We start from the raw sequence: 15,305 nt of genomic DNA, 5'->3' as shown, positions 1-15,305 counted from the left end.
GAGGCCCCAGAACCGAATGAGAGAAGCAGCGAATACAATCGTGTCGCTAACGCGTGGCGCGGCAAAAGCAATTGAAGAGGCGCCGATGCTTTCACTGCAGCATGTTTCAAAAGCCTATGGGCCTACCAAGGCGACTCGAGACGTGTCTGTCGAGATTCCGAGCGGTGAGATCGTCGGCCTCTTAGGCGCTAACGGCGCTGGAAAGAGCACGCTGATCAAGATCTTGTCCGGCATCGTTCGTCCTGACGAGGGTGCCATCCAGTTCGAGGGCAACGAGGTCGCAGGCCCGCATTGGGGGCCGTCGGCGGCGCGAAATGCGGGGATACGGGTCGTTCATCAAGAGCTCTCTCTTTGCACTAATCTCACCGTGTATGAGAACTTCTTCCTGGAATCTCCGCAGCTCGGATCAAATCCTCTGTTGCTGGCCAAGCGCTACGTACCGATGGCGAAAGAGGCTCTCGACAAGATTTTTCCCGGTCATGGAATAGATTGCCGCAGCTCGGTTCAGAAGCTCACCATCGCCGAACGCCAAATGGTCGAGATAGCTCGTGCCGCCAGCGATCCCAACCTTCGCCTGCTTATTCTCGACGAGCCATCCTCGTCGCTGGACCGAGACCGCTCCGCGCAGCTTTCGGCCTACCTGCAAAGTTTGGCGCAGCAGGGCATTCTCAGCTTTTACATCAGTCACAAGCTGGCCGAAGTCGTCGCCCTTGTGACCCACGTGCTGGTTCTGCGCAATGGGGAGCTCGTCTGGAACGGACCGGCTTCGGAGATCACGACGCAGTCCATCATCGCTCACATGGGCGGCAAGGACTCCGTCACAGCTCCTTCTACACCGAGTAAAGTGGGGGCCGCACGGGACAGGGCCGTGCTCCTGACGATCGGTCGGGACGATCCCCTCAATGCGACAGGATCGGAGATAACGTTTCGCGACTCGGAAGTCATCGGGTTCGCGGGCCTTGAAGGAAATGGGCAGCGCGAGGCGCTCTGGCGTGTCAAGAAGATGCACGGCAAGGCGTCTTACGTCTCGGGAGACAGGCGGACCGACGGCGTGTTTCCAATTTCGTCTGTCCTGGACAACGCTACAATCTCCGCAACGGCCGTCAGGGGCATGTTCCGAACCGTGAGCCGCTCGCAAGATGAAAGCGCGGTACTTGAATATTTCGACCGTCTCAGACTGCCCAGGGATCGGGCGGACAATAACATCCTCACCCTGAGCGGTGGGAACCAACAGAAGGCGCTCATGGTTCGAGCGCTCGCGACGGGTAATCCCGTTACGCTGCTCGACGATCCAACCCGTGGCGTGGATATTGGCGTGAAGCAGGAGTTTTATGCAATTATTCGCCAGTCCGCCGATCAAGGCTGCCGGCTGATCATCTGGAACAGTTCGGAGGACACCGAATTCGCGATGTGCGACCGGGTGTGTGTGTTCAGTGGCGGCCGGATCCAAAAGGTCATTTCCGGCGCCGACGCCACCAAAAGCGAACTGGTGGCGGCCGCGTTCGAAAGCAATTCCGGCCAACAAGCAGCGGGGCTGCACGGGAAAGATCGATCCTACCTGCTTTCCTATCTCGCACCGGCTTCCATGATGGCTCTGCTTGTCTGGGCCGCATCGTTGAACCCAAATATCGCCAGCTACAACGGGATAGATCTCGTTCTCGGGGGAGCAATTCCGCTGGTCCTTGCGGCACTCGCTCAGATGTTCATGGTCGGGGGGAGCCAGATCGATCTCGGCGTCGGCAATTTTGTCTCGCTCGCAAGCGTGCTGGTGGCCGTGTACTTCGCGGAGATGCCACTGTGCGGCGCCATCGGGATGCTGCTGCTGATCCTGTCCTACGGTCTGACAGCATTCGTGGTGGAACTGGGCCGTGTTCCTTCGATTATTGCGACGTTGGGACTTTCGTTCATATGGCTCGGGATCGGATACGTGGTCCAGGATACTCCTGGTGGCATGAGCCCGGACTGGCTGACGAACCTGGTGGGCTGGCAGCCGCCTCTTGTGCCGGTTTCTGTGATCATTCTGGTAGCGGCCGCGGCGGGCGCGTATGTGATCAACATGTCTGGGTTGGGCGTCGTCATGCGCGGGTTTGGAAACAACCCACATGCCATGAAAGATGTCGGCTGGTCTCCGCCTAGGTATCAATTCTATCGCTTCCTTGTGGCAGCGTGCTTCGCAGCCATCGGCGGCCTGTTCCTGACCGGCATCTATACGGCGTCGGATATCAACGCCGGTGCGCCACTCACTCTTCTCAGCGTAGCCGCGCTTGTCATGGGCGGCTGCTCGTTAACCGGAGGCATCATCAGTCCTGTGGGGACGGTCTGTGGCGCGATCACCTTGACCCTCGTGGCCATGCTGCTCGGCCAACTGCGGCTGCCGCCGGATTATACCCCGATGGTTCAAGGCGGAATGTTGTTGCTGGTGCTCTTCATCCGTTCGATCGCCACGGGAGGGAAACGCGCATGAACCTCTATCTTCGAGTGCCCTGGATCTGGTCCCTGCTGGGGATTGCGCTTCTGTGGGCTATCATGGCCGCGACCAGGGGCAACTTTGGTCCGCAACTGATCACCGCGGCTTTGATGCCAGCCTCCTTCCTTGTACTCGTCGCGGTAGGGCAGAGCTTCGCCATGATGACGGGCGCCGGCAACGTGGACCTCTCCATATCCAGCACGATTACCCTCAGCGCATTCATCACCATCAACCTCATCGGTGGCTCCGACGGCATGGTGGCGGTGGGAATACTCGTCGGCGTGCTTATCGGCGCCTGTGTGGGCATATCGAACGCGATGTTGATACTCTGGCTCAAAATTCCAGCGATCATCGCAACACTTGCCTCAGGCTATGTCGTATACTCGCTGTCGCTGCTGCAAAACCACGGATTGGCGACAAACCTTGTTGCACCGTCATTGCTCGCATTGACAAAGGGCTGGACTGCATTCCTGCCGAACATCGTCATCTTCGCAATGGTCATCGCAGGCTTTGCCGCGTTCATCTACCAGCGAACAGGCTACGGAAGGATGCTGCTTGCGACCGGCCAGAATCGGCTTGCCGCGATGCGGGCCTCCATTCCAACAACATTTATCATCGCAGGGGCCTTCATGGTCAGCGGTGTCCTGGCCGGAGTGACCGGAGTATTGCTCGCGGCAAACGCCGGTGGCGCGTTTCTCGACATGGGGAGCTCCTACTTGCTCCTGTCTGTGGGCGCGGTCGTAGTCGGCGGAACTCCGATTTTCGGGGGGCGGGTCACCATTGTGGGCACCGTCCTGGGCGCACTGTTCCTGACGATCCTCGGGACGGCAATCAGGTTGATTGGTGTCCCCGGCGGAGGGCAGGAAATCCTCCAAGGCGCGATCATCATCGGAGTTCTGCTAATGGCGGGCATCAGCGAGAGGCGTGCGCATGCGTGAGCAGGTTACAACACTCGCCGACCGCGAAGCGGGTGTCTACAGGTTCGCCCTTGGCGACTGGAGGTGCGCGGTCATCCTGGACGGCTGGCTCAATCATCCACTACACGGGTTCATTGGCGGACCCGAGGCGGATATCGAGTCTCTTCATCTTCGGGATTTCGCGAGAGTCGACCATTGGCCGATGGACGAGAACGTCGTCTTTGTAGATACCGGAACCAACAAGGTGCTGGTCGACGCCGGTCTTGGTCCGCTCGATTGGTACGGGGAGGAGACAGGCCGACTTCCAGGCCGGCTCCTTAGCGCAGGTATCGAGCTGAGTTCGATAGACACGATCATATTGACCCATGCCGACCCAGATCACTGCTTCGGGCTCGTCAACAGTCGCGGCGAGAAGGTGTTTCCAAACGCCGACGTGTTCGTCTCCTCGGTCGAGTACACGTGGGCGCGAGGCGGCGCGGTGGGCGGAAAGGTACTGAAGGAAAACTGGCCTGAAACGGCCCGAAAGGTTTTCGCGCGATACGAGGATCGATTGAAGTTCTTCGACGGCGACGCAGAAATCCTTCCGGGGATCTCCGTTCTGCTCTGCGCGGGGCACACTCCAGGACATCACGTCGTATCTCTGACGTCGAACGGCGATCGAATGATAGTCGGAGGAGACGCCGCACATCATCATCTCATCGAGCTTAAGCATTCAAAGTGGAAATTCCTGGGCGACTTTGATCCAGCAGCGGCTGTCGACAGCAAGCGGCGGCTGCTGAATTCGATCGCGGACGATGGCAGCCGCTACGTCGGCTACCATTTCCCATGGCCTGGCATCGGCCGAGTCGTCCGGATCGGTGATGATTTCCAGTTTGATCCTGAAGCGGTCGCATCTCGTCTCGACCGGTAGCCCGAACGCGAACCGCGGGCTGAAATATCCAAAGGCGGAGAAAAGGTTTCGTCTTCGAAAACCACTCGGTCGCGACGGCCATCCGGGAATACTTTCGCACGTCCGTTCGAAGCCCTCAGATACTTGCAGCAGGCGGGAAACTATTTTCCGAAAGTAGCCATTTATCCATTTGGCAATAGGGACTTAAGTTGTCGTCGTGCCGTTGGAGAAGCCCTGGGGAGGGGGCATCCGCGGACATCAGATTTGGAGAGGCGTCGTGCAAATCCACGACTGCCAGAAACGGGGAGGTTCTGATGAAGTTGAAGGTATCCGTCGCGCTCGCGCTCTTGCTTGGATTGTCGGGCGCAGCTCACGCACAGTCTGTCACGCTGCGATATGGTCATGTCTTCGCACCTGACAACACGAACCATCAGCTTGCTTTGAAGTTCGCTGAGATCGTGAAGGAGAAGTCGAATGGTGACATCGCCGTAAAGGTATTCCCTTCGAGCTCGCTCGGGACCGACCAGCAGCTTATCAATCTGGCCCAAGCGGGCAGCATCGACTTTGCCGCGGCCGGCGCCGCAAGCTTTTCCGGTCTGGTACCTGATCTGAACGCTCTGGAAGTTCCCTTCAGCTTCCAGAACTCGGAGCATGCGCACCATGTCCTCGACGGTGAGATCGGCAAGGGGCTGCTGGCTCAATTTGACGGCCACCAGCTACGTGGCATGACTTTCAGCGACATCGGCTGGCGCGCGCTCTCGAACAGCGTGAAGCCGATCAATACTCCCGAGGACGTAAAGGGCCTGAAGGTTCGAACCAATAACAGCCCCTACGTCATCAAGACCTTCGAAGTGCTCGGCGCGAACCCCACTCCGATGGCCATCGCGGAAGTTTATACCGCACTCGAATCCAGGGCGATCGACGCCCAGGAAAACCCGCTCCCGATCTACGTATCGCTGAAGTTCGAGGAGGTGCAGAAGTATCTGACACTGACGAACCATGCCTTCACGGCCGGTGTCGTGGTGATGAGCAAGAAGAGTTTTGAAAAGCTTTCGCCCGAACAGCAGAAGATCGTATCCGACTCTATGGCCGAGGCGGCCACTTATCAGCGGCAGGCATTTGCGGAGCAGGAAAAGTCGATACTCGAGGCGGTCCGGAACGCAGGCGTCGAGGTGAACGAGAAACCCGACATGGAGGCGTTCCGGAAACTCGTGAAGCCCGCCGTGGATGAAGCTTTTGCCGCAAAGAACGGCAAAGAACTCCTGGAGGCGATCGAAGCTGCGAAGTAGCTCGCCCAGGAGACGTCAGCGCCCAAAAACTGGGGCGCTTAAACATCGACTACCAACAAGGACACGACGATGAGTGATATTGTAGAGGCTGTAAACCATACGAGCTTTACGGCCAGTGGCCCGGACTTCGAGCGACTGATTTCGTTTTTCACCAACGGACTGGCGTTTCGCCTTCTTTCGCGCGGCCCTCGGGACGCCGACGGCGTTCAGAAGACGACCGGCGTCGAAGGGGCTGACATCGAGATCGCCTTCATTCAGGCACCGGGTCACAAGATCGAACTCATCAACTATCTGAGCCCGGACGATCGCAAGCGCCACAATGTCCGCCCGTGCGACCATGGCTTCGCACACTTGGCTTTTGATGTGTTCGACATCGATGCTGCTCTTGGCGTGAACGAGACCTATGAATTCAAGCGCGTCTACGATCCGATCGAGGTCAGTGGCGGTCCCAACAAAGGGAAGTTCTGCGCGTACACTCGGGATCCGAACGGCATCACCATCGAGCTCATCGGTCCGCGCAAGAAGTAAACTTCGAATGCTTGGCCGGCGAATGCCGGCCAAGCGCGATCGGCGCTTGGCGCCTAGAAGGAGTTCCTCGAAATGCAGGAAGACAGACTTCAATATCTCGCGGATCGGCTGGCTATTTCCGATGTTCTCGCCGCATGCGCGCGTTACCTCGACGAGTACGACATCGATGCGGTCGGTGAAAGGTTCACCGATGACTGCATGATGGACCAGGGGCCGGGCAGAGGCGGGCCAATTCGCGGACGAGAAGCTGTCGTCGCCGGTATGAAGACGAGACAGGCGAGGTTTCGCCGGACCAACCATCACCTTGGTCAATCGATCGTGGAGATCTCCGGCGATACAGCCGACGCCACGACATACGTCCATGCCTGGCACGAAACCTGGGATGGTCTCAAGCAAGAGGCCAAGCTGCGATATCGAGACAAGCTCAAGCGTTCCGCGGACGGTCGGTGGCGCATTTCCGAGCGAACGTCCCAAGCGATGGGCGTCGACGGCTTCGAGGAAGCTATGTGGCACTGGGTAGAGCGGCTTCCGCCTGTGACGGAATAGACGGGAGCGTTGCTGCTGCTGCTTGAATAGGTCGCACAGACCGCGGGGCCGCAGCGTTGTTCCGGAATAATGCATACGGCAAGGTCGACTTGGATCGACTTTGCTTCAAGCGCGGGGAGGCGTGTTTGAAGAAAGTATTCGAAGCCTACCTGAAACTGCTGAAGCTCATCATGGCGTTGTTCATGATCGCAATGGTCGCCATGGTGTTTGGCAACGTTGTGCTTCGCTACGGTTTTAATAGCGGAATTGCGGTTTCTGAGGAACTGTCTCGGTGGCTTTTTGTCTGGATCGTGTTCCTGGGCGCGATCGTGGCTCTCTACGAGCACGGCCACCTCGGCGTGAACATGCTCGTGAAGAGATTGCCAACCAGTGGCAAGCGAGCCTGCGTCATCGCGAGCCACGTCCTGATGATCTATGCAACTTGGCTGATTTTAAGAGGGAGCTGGGATCAGACCATGCTCTCCCTCGACGTGCCTGCGCCGGTGTCCGGCCTTTCAACCGCATGGTTCTACAGCGTCGGCGTGGTGTTCGGTGCCTCAGCGGGGGTGATCCTTCTCAGCGATCTCTTCAAAGTCCTGACCGGGCGCATAACCGACGGCGACCTCGTGCTCGTGAAGGAGTCGGAGGAGGAAGAGGAGTGGGATGCGCTTCAAGCCGAGATCGCCGCCAGAGATCGGGGCGACGTACTGAAGACGGCTGAAGGAAGCAGGACATGACAATCGCAGTCTTCACTTTTTCGCTCCTTGGAGCGATGGCAATCGGCATGCCGATCGCATTCGCGCTCCTGATATGCGGTATCGCGCTTATGTTCACGATGGGCATGCTTGATCCGCAGATCGTCGCCCAGAACGTTATCAACGGAGCTGACAGCTTCCCGTTGCTCGCAGTTCCTTTCTTCATGCTTGCCGGCGAGGTGATGAACACGGGCGGGCTGTCCAAGCGTATCGTCGACTTCGCACTCGCACTGGTGGGCCATGTCAAGGGCGGTCTCGGCTACGTGGCGATCCTTGCTGGATGCATTCTTTCTGCTCTGTCGGGATCGGCCGTTGCCGATGCTGCCGCTCTGTCGGCGCTCTTGGTGCCGCTGATGGTAAAGGCAGGGCACAACAAGGCGACCTCCGGCGGACTCGTGGCCGCAGCGGGCGTCATCGGGCCGATCATCCCGCCAAGCATCGGTTTCGTAATTTTTGGGGTGGTGGGCGGCGTCTCCATCACGAAGCTGTTTCTGGCCGGTATCGTGCCTGGCATTTTGATCGGTTTGGGAATGGCTGTCGCCTGGTGGCTGCATGTTCGCAAGGAAACGATTGCAAGCCCACCGAAGAAATCGATGCGCGAGATCCTTCATGCTCTCCGAGAGGGCATCTGGGCGCTGGTGCTTCCGCTGATCATCATCTTTGGCCTCAAACTCGGCATCTTCACGCCGACCGAGGCTGCAGTTGTCGCTGCCGTCTACTCCCTGGTCGTGGCGCTCTTCGTCTATCGCGAACTCAAGTTCGCGGACGTCTTCGGCGTCCTTGTCACCTCTGCGAAGACGACGGCAGTCGTGATGTTCCTTGTCGCCGCGGCACTCGTGTCCTCCTGGCTGATCACCGTCTCAGAGATATCGACCTCTGTCGTCGAACTTCTCGAGCCGTTCCATGATAATCCCACCCTGCTGCTGTTTGCCATCATGATGCTCGTGGTCATCGTCGGAACCGCCATGGACATGACGCCAACGATCCTGATCCTGACGCCAATCCTGATGCCAATCATCAAAGCCGCCGGCATCGATCCGGTTTACTTCGGCGTCCTGTTCATCGTGAACAACTCCATCGGCCTCATCACGCCGCCGGTGGGGACGGTCTTGAATGTCGTGGCCGGCGTCTCCCGGATCAGTATGGAAGATCTGATGAAGGGAGTGTGGCCATTCCTCATCGCCCAGCTTGTCGTGCTCTTCCTGATGGTTCTCTTTCCGCAATTGGTGCTTTGGCCGGCAAAAATGATCGGCGGCTAACGGCCGCACCGAAATCCCAAGAGTGCAAATTTGTAGAGGTTGAAATGAAAGTTCTTCTAACGGGTGGCGGCGGGTTTCTCGGTGCCTGGATCATCAAGCGCCTCCTCAACAAGGGCATTTCCGTTCGCGTCTTTGACGCCAGCGACAGCCGACGCTTTTTAGATGCGATCGTCGGAAGCGATGGGAAGCGGGTCGAGTGGCTGGTTGGCGACATCGTGAATACGGAACAGGTCATCTCGGCAGCCGAAGGATGCGATACCATCCTCCATCTGGCCGGCGTGCAGACGCCGTTCTGCATGGAATATCCTATTCAGGGCGCCCGGATCAACGTCCTCGGGACGTTGAACGTTTTCGAGGCCGCCAAGCTGCATGGCATCAAGCGTGTCGTCTATACGAGCAGCGGGGGCGTCTTCGGTCTTGTCGACGACGTGGTTCCCGAACCGAACACCCACTACGGTGCCTTTAAATTGGCGAACGAGGGCTCAGCCCGCGCCTACTGGTACGAGAATGGGATATCCAGCATCGGAATGCGTCCCTTCGTTCTTTACGGTCCGGGTCGCGACGCCGGTCTCACAGCCACCATCACGCAGGCCTGCAGGGCGGTCGCAAAAAGCGAACGCTTCACGATCAAGCTCGTTGGAACGGTGCCGCTCGTCTACGTCGAGGATGTGGCTGCGGCATACGAGGCCGCAGTGGAAGTCGACTACTCCGGCGTCCATGTGCTGAACCTGAGCGGGATCCCCGTCACCATCGAGCATATCATCGAGGTCATCAGACGAATCGTCCCGGATGCACAGATCGTATCGGACGGTCCCTCGCTTCCGAGCATCTCGACTGTCAAAAACCAGCACGAGAACGAGCTTCTTCGCCTTCCGCCGGAAACGACGCTAGAGGAAGGACTACTGCGCACGATCGATTTCTATCGGACAAATCCGTAGGGCCGACGCTGATGATGACTATCTCGCCGGAGCTGCGCACATGACGGCCAAGTACTATAATCCCTACAACAATGTGGGAGACGATGGGAGATGGCTGAAAGCCCAGTTCCATTGCCACAACTGGCGACTGCCGTCGACCGAGGAAAAGGAAGAGGGGTTCGCTGACATCCTGATCGAATACAAGGCGGCGGGCTACGATCTCGTGATGCATTCCGGTCAGCAGGGCTGGTATGACACCTCGACGGCTTCCGCCGAGGTGGGCGTCGCGACCGTCAACGGCCAGGAATACATCGATTACGACGGGATTTTACTGGTCGGCTCGACAAGCTTCTTCTCCGGCGAGCCACAAACTGCAGTAGACGCTTGCCGGGCGCAGGGGGGCTTTGCTATTCACTGTCATCCGAACCAGGCTCCCAGGTACGACGCGACGGGTCGTCAGCTGCACCTGTCGCAAGACCAGGCACGAGCGCTTCGTGGGCTCGCCGGCGTCGAGGTCTTCAACGGGTTTTTCGAGCGCCGGCCATCTTCCGCGGTGAGCTACGGCGGTGGGCTTGCGACCGACTACTGGGACGAAATGCTTTCCAAAGGCCATAAGCTCTGGGGCTTTGGTGGTGACGACTCGCATTTCCGATCGGAGATCAATGTCGGCTGGACATATATCTTTGCCAGGGACACCGGGCTGGCTGCAGTGAAATCGGCTGTATCCGAGGGCGCGCTTTATGCGTCCACTGGACTGACTCTCTACGATTTCTTCTTTGACGGGAAGATGTTACGCGTTGAAGCGGACCTAGCTCACCGCAGGACAGGCGACGTCCGATATCAGGTCATCGGCCCGAATGGCAGACTTTTGCACGAGCAGCGGGGAGCGATGCTCGAATACCCGTTGCCGGCTTCGGATCCGGATTATGTTCGGGTGGAAGCCTGCAGTGCCGATGGTGCGATGCTGTGGTCCCAGCCGCTTCTGCGCGAGGACATCTTCGGCCCGGAATCGTTAGAGCTTTAAACGAGTCCGACCGCTCTGCGAGAAGCGGTCGGCTTTACTTGCTGGTTGGGAAGCGGCCTACCTTTCGACCGCGCCAAGCGAGAACGTATTCATCTTCCCGGTGATGAGCTCGACCAGTCGAAGCAGGGTCGCATTGTAGCCGTGAATGCCCAGGCCGCACACGTAGATATCCGCCATAGCCTTCCAATAATCGTGGGTTTCTGGCCCATAGATATCACCGATCTTGTACAACTGAGCGATATGCACCACGCCGATCGGCTTTTTCAGGTCGCCGATGGCATCGAGCAGCGGCCGACCGTAGAGGGTCAGGCCGGCTGGGTTGACCAGGACGCCATCGGCATCCATGTTGGCGTGCATGAAGTCGATGAGGTCTCCCTCGTGGTTCGACTGCTTGTGAACTATCTCGACCTCGAGCTCTCGTCCAAGCTTCGTCAATCCGTCGATGACGTCCTGCAAGGTCGCCGTTCCGTAGCGCTCCGGGCGACGCTGTCCAAGCCGATTTAGGTTAGGACCGTTGATCACGACTATCTTCATTGCCATTTTGTCTTCCTTCGTTCTTCAGAGATTTCCGCGCACGGTTTCGATCAGCTCGTCGATCGCTATTCTCACCCCATCGGCGCCTGAGAGCAGGACAGCTTCCAGGCCGGCCTGGGTGTACATGGCTTCCCGAATGCCGACGATCGGTCGAGCCTTGCCCTCCATGATCTCTTTGAAGTGGGTGAGCTGGTTCACGTAGGCGCTTTCACCGGTGATATTGAGCTTCGAATGGATCAGAGGCTGATGCCAGGACTCGCCATCGCCATGATGATAGAAATGGAGATCAGGTATCGAAATCGATCCCTTTGTGCCGAGCAGCGAATATGTTGTCCCGCGTTCGTCGTAAGGAATGGACGGCAGCTCATGGGTCGACTGGTCCCATCCCCACGGAGAAGGAGCGCTGTCGGTTGCGACCATAGTTCCGACGGCGCCACCCTCGAATTCCATCGTCGCGGCGATGGTGTCTTCTTCGACAGCCCCGCGGCCTTCGTGCGATACCGCGGCCGTAACTGCCTTCAGACGGCCGCAGTAGAACTGCAGCAGATCGAAATCATGGACGAGGTTGGTGAGCACCACGCCTCGTGGCCGCTCGACAAAATAGTTGTCATCCTTACGGAGAGCGAAAACTCCGCCGACGCCGATGATCTTGCCAAGTTCGCCCTTCGAGATGATGTCCATGACCAACTTGCTCACCGGGTGGTGACGCCGCTGATGGGCGACAAGAAGTCGGGACTCGATATCGGTTGTGGCCTGGGAGAGTTCGATCACTTCTGCCAAGCTTCGGGCAGCCGGCTTTTCCAGCATCACCGCAAGACCGCGCATGAGGCAATCTGATGCGACGGGAACGTGGAACTCGTCCGGTACCGAAACGACGACCCCGTCGATCCCTTCCTTCATCAGGGCGTCGACGTCGTCGAAGCTCCGCAGACCGCTAAGGTCTGGATGCTCCTTCTTTGCCAGCGGATCGACGTAGCCCACAACGTCCAGGCCGGGAACGGAACGAGCAGCTTTGATGTGGGTTCGGCCGATAAAGCCGGCGCCGATGACGCCTATTCGCATCTTTCATACTCCAATGATTGTGTTTGATCTGGTCGCGGTCTGGAAGACCCACGCCGTCGAAGCTGGTGCGACAAACCGTGCTTGATTTCCTGGTGAATGGTTTGCGGGCTGGCGATAATGGCGATCAACGCGCACGCGACCACGAACGTGGCGAAGCAGGTCACGACGAAGGTGCCGCCTTCCGAATTCTGGGCCAGCCAGGCCATGACCAGAGACGGGGACCGCCGATCAATACGCCACACAATATAGGAGGTTGCCGAACCCGAATAACGCTCCTTCGTGGGGACCGGCTCGCCTAGCGCAATCCCTTGGAACAAACGAAGGAGCACAAGGCCAAGGGGTGCCGCAAAACCTATGGAGTTGCGTTTGGGAAGACAGGGTTGGTGGCAAGACCCATCAGTCCGAGGGTAAATGAGGAGGACGTTCTTGCGACCGACCCTGTCTTCAAACGTACGGAAGATAAGGCTGCCAAGTGGCCGGGTGGAGAACGCCACGCCGAATGTCCCGAAAGTTGCGAGGATTGCCGTGTTGGAATTCATCGCCGAGAAGAATATCGTGGTAAAGACTGTAGCCGCCGCTGCGCCAGACGCTTTGACGTCCTCAGTTTTCAAAATTGAGCCGATGTCGCTTGCAATTGTGGCGCGCTTAGGCACGGAATCCCTCGGAGCGACGAAGTCCTCGTTAGCCAAAAGGTTGACCATGCTCAATGGCTTCTCCACTGAGACCCCCCTAATATTGTTTCGGTCCAGGCCTCACGAAGTGGAGATAATAAGAGACCTCGGATTAGGAGTGCTGGGGCACGCTGCTGCAGCCTCCCGGTTGCGTCCACATCCAATCTGAACTTACCTTGTTGATACTGACGGAAAAGCTTTCATATCGGAAAAGCATTTCCCGTAAGATGGGAAAATCACGCCAGAACTACCACCGTCATCAGCGTGGTCTGCGTCGTCCAGCGCCCTCACACGATTTCCCGTTGGCCACCTTCCGCTCGGTATATGAGTGAGCACGTGAAATCGGGATCTGACAGGTTCGCCATCAGCCTCCAGTTCCTAAAATGACATCTCTATGAAGAAGTCAGCGGTTTCGACGCTGTCGGTGGTAAAAAAAGATGCGGGCTCGGGACCAGCAGGTTCAAGGGTCCTGTCGAGACGAAAAGCCGTAGTTGAAGCGTGACCCGTGTCAACTACTAGCGGTCCGGCCCGGTGCTTCAGAGGGCGCTTTTGTCTCATGCCTGATGGTCGCAGTGACGAGCGTGTCGCGAAACTTTGAGGAGGAGATCACGGCGCTACGGACCGATGTGATACCACCTCGAACTCGGAGCCGATGATCTCCCTAAAGAGGAAAAACCGGCACCGGCATGAAAGACCGTGGTCACGACGCGATTGATCCTTTGAAGGATGCGGGCCTTATGAGCTGCGGTGAAGGAGAACTACAAAAGGGGAGCGCATCGATGATTGTTGCAAGGGCGGCCGCATAGGTATCGTCCCGAATGTAGGCGTCCTTGGTTCATATTAATTGATCTCGGGTGATGCCTTCGCTTGCGCGGGCCATGCGGGAAAGGCCAAGATTGGTGGCGTCGGCGAGGATTGCGGCCAGCAACTCGGTGATCCGTATGCGCGGCATCATTGCCTCGATCTGGCTGACTAGATTTTCCGCGCTCGCGAGAGGGGCGGCCTTGACTGGGGTAATAGCCAGGCGGTTTCCATCGAAGTTGACGCCTTCGACCTGATCTTTCTGGATACGTCTGGAGAACCGCTTCAGCCCCCCGCATGATGGCGGGACGTTTCATCCCCCTTGTCGAGGACGGTCATCGACTATCGGGCATCCCGCGCGGTTATGCCGCAACCTTTCGCCACCGGAATGTTCCCCGCCGCAAGCGGCTCCTCGTGGTGCAAAATTCCGGTGTCGAAAAGGTCCTCCACTCTCGTTCGGGCCAGCCGGTGCGGCCTGCCTTTCCGGTCTGCATCCTCTCCCCGGGATAACCGCATCGACAAGGAGAAACCGTATGAAACGCCTCGCTCAATTCCTCAGCGCCACCGGCCGCCGGCTCCGCATTCTCAGCGAGGTGATCTGTCACTTCTTCCGGGAGGGCAAGTTCGCCACGAAGTTCGCAATCAAAATCCCGTTCTTCGTCGAGATCGAGATCAGTTTCGAGAGTGACGGTAAGCGGCGCCAATGACGCTCGGCAGGGAGCCGCTCCGGCGGCTCTTCGTCGCTATTCCGCCCACCCTGGCGCGGATCACTTGTTCAGTGCATCCTTCAGGGCTTTCGCAGGCTGGAAGGTCAACTTCTTCGCAGTGGCCACGTTGATGGTGGCGCCTGTCGCCGGATTGCGAGCCTCGCGCTCCGGCGTGTCCTTGATTTTGAAGTCGGGTAGGGAGGAGGTCAGTCGTTGACGCGGCCCTCTCTCCCTCCCACGGAACCGGACTTGATAGTTTCCCATCATCCGGCTCCTATGCTGACAATACCCCAATTCTGTCGAGCCGTTGCTGAAGACGACCGGCATGGATCGCGTGATGGTAAGGTTCGCATGCAATGGTACGTTTGCGCATGCGAGCTGCTCTGGTTCGAGCAAGCCATGAGACGCCATTCATGTCCGCCATCCGTCGAACGTGATGAATATCGACGGGCACATCGGATATCCCGCAATACTCGCAGGAGCGAGCGCGCAGCCGATCAACAAGATCAGTCTGCCCCCAGAACCAGAACGAAGGCTGGTCCTGATCTATGCGTGAATCTTCCGTGACTTTCTTCGATGCAACGTGCCTGAGTTGGAATACCGCGACGAACCTGCGCCCGTCTTTGGTTTCCACCCATAGCCCATGATCCCCTTGGTGCCGCTGCAAATGGATGCTGAAGATCTTCGCGATACTGCATTTGTGCTTTCTCGCCAAAGTCTTCATGAAACTGAACCACCACACCCGTTGGAGTGGGGCCATCTCACTCTTCCAGTTATTGCCTAACTGGTAGTACCCGACCAAACCTCGCAGCATTGCATTATAGGCGACGATGATGGCGACATCCGAACTCAGTGTCATTTCGGGCCGCATCTCTCCCCATATCGCATGGTAGCTGCCAAGACGATTGCGCTTTGCGAATGCAGCCAGCTTCTCCCGCGGAATATGCAGGCGGATTCCAC

General features: G+C 58.1%; 15 protein-coding genes and 2 pseudogenes. 11 read left to right on the top strand and 6 right to left on the bottom strand.

What is annotated here, in order from left to right:
- Nucleotides 1-16: 16 nt before the first annotated feature.
- The 10 genes from CFBP4996_RS28800 (at nt 17) to CFBP4996_RS28755 (ending at nt 10,570) form a co-directional block, all read left to right on the top strand.
- On the top strand, nt 17-2,464 hold the full coding sequence (locus CFBP4996_RS28800) for an ATP-binding cassette domain-containing protein (RefSeq protein ID WP_080855319.1): 2,448 nt from the start codon (nt 17-19) through the stop codon (nt 2,462-2,464).
- Nucleotides 2,461-3,405: an ABC transporter permease gene (locus CFBP4996_RS28795; RefSeq protein ID WP_080855318.1), complete on the top strand. Its 945-nt coding sequence runs from the start codon at nt 2,461-2,463 to the stop codon at nt 3,403-3,405. Before CFBP4996_RS28800 ends, CFBP4996_RS28795 begins: the two co-directional genes overlap by 4 nt.
- On the top strand, nt 3,398-4,294 hold the full coding sequence (locus tag CFBP4996_RS28790) for an MBL fold metallo-hydrolase (RefSeq protein ID WP_080855317.1): 897 nt from the start codon (nt 3,398-3,400) through the stop codon (nt 4,292-4,294). Before CFBP4996_RS28795 ends, CFBP4996_RS28790 begins: the two co-directional genes overlap by 8 nt.
- A gap of 293 nt (nt 4,295-4,587) precedes the next feature.
- Nucleotides 4,588-5,562 carry a DctP family TRAP transporter solute-binding subunit gene (locus CFBP4996_RS28785; protein ID WP_080855316.1) on the top strand — a complete coding sequence of 325 codons (975 nt, stop codon included), beginning with the start codon at nt 4,588-4,590 and terminating at the stop codon, nt 5,560-5,562.
- Between the two features lie 69 nt (nt 5,563-5,631).
- Nucleotides 5,632-6,090 carry a VOC family protein gene (locus CFBP4996_RS28780; protein ID WP_080855315.1) on the top strand — a complete coding sequence of 153 codons (459 nt, stop codon included), beginning with the start codon at nt 5,632-5,634 and terminating at the stop codon, nt 6,088-6,090.
- A gap of 72 nt (nt 6,091-6,162) precedes the next feature.
- The gene (locus CFBP4996_RS28775) at nt 6,163-6,636 is read left to right on the top strand and encodes a nuclear transport factor 2 family protein (RefSeq protein ID WP_080855314.1); all 474 of its coding nucleotides are present in this window, start codon (nt 6,163-6,165) and stop codon (nt 6,634-6,636) included.
- A gap of 125 nt (nt 6,637-6,761) precedes the next feature.
- Nucleotides 6,762-7,352, top strand: coding sequence for a TRAP transporter small permease (locus CFBP4996_RS28770; RefSeq protein ID WP_080855428.1), 591 nt, complete (start codon nt 6,762-6,764; stop codon nt 7,350-7,352).
- Complete coding sequence (locus CFBP4996_RS28765) at nt 7,349-8,629, top strand: TRAP transporter large permease (RefSeq protein ID WP_080855313.1); 1,281 nt, start codon at nt 7,349-7,351, stop codon at nt 8,627-8,629. Before CFBP4996_RS28770 ends, CFBP4996_RS28765 begins: the two co-directional genes overlap by 4 nt.
- A gap of 44 nt (nt 8,630-8,673) precedes the next feature.
- Nucleotides 8,674-9,567 carry an NAD-dependent epimerase/dehydratase family protein gene (locus tag CFBP4996_RS28760; RefSeq protein WP_080855312.1) on the top strand — a complete coding sequence of 298 codons (894 nt, stop codon included), beginning with the start codon at nt 8,674-8,676 and terminating at the stop codon, nt 9,565-9,567.
- 40 nt (nt 9,568-9,607) lie between these two features.
- On the top strand, nt 9,608-10,570 hold the full coding sequence (locus CFBP4996_RS28755) for a PHP domain-containing protein (RefSeq protein ID WP_080855311.1): 963 nt from the start codon (nt 9,608-9,610) through the stop codon (nt 10,568-10,570).
- Nucleotides 10,571-10,627: 57 nt separating this feature from the next.
- Here the strand turns inward: CFBP4996_RS28755 and CFBP4996_RS28750 are convergent, their stop codons facing one another.
- The 4 genes and pseudogenes from CFBP4996_RS28750 to CFBP4996_RS29605 all read right to left on the bottom strand — a co-directional run.
- Entirely contained in the window at nt 10,628-11,110 is a 483-nt protein-coding gene (locus CFBP4996_RS28750) for a type II 3-dehydroquinate dehydratase (protein ID WP_121490369.1), read from the bottom strand.
- Between the two features lie 18 nt (nt 11,111-11,128).
- Nucleotides 11,129-12,166, bottom strand: coding sequence for a Gfo/Idh/MocA family protein (locus tag CFBP4996_RS28745; protein ID WP_080855310.1), 1,038 nt, complete (start codon nt 12,164-12,166; stop codon nt 11,129-11,131).
- A complete protein-coding gene (locus CFBP4996_RS28740; RefSeq protein ID WP_137396189.1) occupies nt 12,157-12,873 on the bottom strand; it encodes an MFS transporter in 717 nt (238 codons plus the stop codon). The genes CFBP4996_RS28745 and CFBP4996_RS28740 overlap by 10 nt, the downstream gene beginning before the upstream one ends.
- Before the next feature lie 727 nt (nt 12,874-13,600).
- Nucleotides 13,601-13,927: pseudogene (locus tag CFBP4996_RS29605) on the bottom strand (Tn3 family transposase); the annotation flags it as partial.
- 244 nt (nt 13,928-14,171) lie between these two features.
- Here CFBP4996_RS29605 and CFBP4996_RS28730 point away from each other — a divergent pair.
- The gene (locus tag CFBP4996_RS28730) at nt 14,172-14,345 is read left to right on the top strand and encodes a hypothetical protein (RefSeq protein WP_162936163.1); all 174 of its coding nucleotides are present in this window, start codon (nt 14,172-14,174) and stop codon (nt 14,343-14,345) included.
- Nucleotides 14,346-14,405: 60 nt separating this feature from the next.
- Here the strand turns inward: CFBP4996_RS28730 and CFBP4996_RS28725 are convergent.
- Together CFBP4996_RS28725 and CFBP4996_RS29515 are read right to left on the bottom strand one after the other, a co-directional pair.
- Nucleotides 14,406-14,549, bottom strand: a pseudogene (locus tag CFBP4996_RS28725) (HU family DNA-binding protein); the annotation flags it as partial.
- Nucleotides 14,550-14,619: 70 nt separating this feature from the next.
- Nucleotides 14,620-15,159, bottom strand: coding sequence for an HNH endonuclease (locus CFBP4996_RS29515; RefSeq protein WP_341715521.1), 540 nt, complete (start codon nt 15,157-15,159; stop codon nt 14,620-14,622).
- Between the last annotated feature and the right edge of the window lie 146 nt (nt 15,160-15,305).

It is taken from the genome of Agrobacterium leguminum (genome assembly GCF_005144435.2).
Classification (GTDB): Bacteria; Pseudomonadota; Alphaproteobacteria; order Rhizobiales; family Rhizobiaceae; genus Agrobacterium; species Agrobacterium leguminum.
This window is presented reverse-complemented; position numbering and strand designations above follow the sequence as displayed.